Source organism: Streptomyces sp. NRRL S-118 (assembly GCF_000716335.1).
Taxonomy (GTDB): domain Bacteria; phylum Actinomycetota; class Actinomycetes; order Streptomycetales; family Streptomycetaceae; genus Streptomyces.
In genome coordinates this window covers 14,750-15,221 of the sequence record NZ_KL591045.1, presented here as the reverse complement: position 1 = coordinate 15,221, position 472 = coordinate 14,750, and the positions used below count along the sequence as shown (strand labels likewise).

The window sequence follows — 472 nt, the reverse complement described above, 5'->3', positions numbered from 1 at the left end:
ACCGTGATGTCGTCCCCCTCCGCCTTCGTGGAGTTCAGTCGTCAGGGTGGGTTGGCGTCGGACGGGCGGTGCAAGGCGTTCGGGGCGGGTGCGGACGGTACGGGCTGGTCCGAGGGTGCGGGTGTCCTTGTGCTGGAGCGTCTGTCGGACGCGGTGCGCAATGGGCACCGGGTTCTGGCGGTGGTGCGGGGCAGTGCGGTCAATCAGGACGGTGCGAGCAACGGGCTGACCGCGCCGAGCGGTCCGGCGCAGGAGCGGGTGATCCGGCAGGCGCTGGCGAACGCGGGGGTGAGCGCGGACGAGGTCGATGTGGTGGAGGCGCATGGCACCGGTACGCGCCTGGGTGACCCGATCGAGGCGCAGGCGCTGCTGGCGACCTATGGGAAGGATCGTGCGGCGGAGCGGCCGTTGTGGCTGGGGTCGTTGAAGTCGAATCTCGGGCACACGCAGACGGCTGCGGGTGTGGCGGGTG

At 71.0% G+C, this 472-nt stretch carries 1 protein-coding gene; it reads left to right on the top strand.

Annotated elements, in window-relative coordinates; translation table 11 throughout:
• On the top strand, window positions 1-472 hold a 472-nt coding region (locus IH00_RS39315; protein WP_031080705.1), incomplete at both ends, for a beta-ketoacyl synthase N-terminal-like domain-containing protein.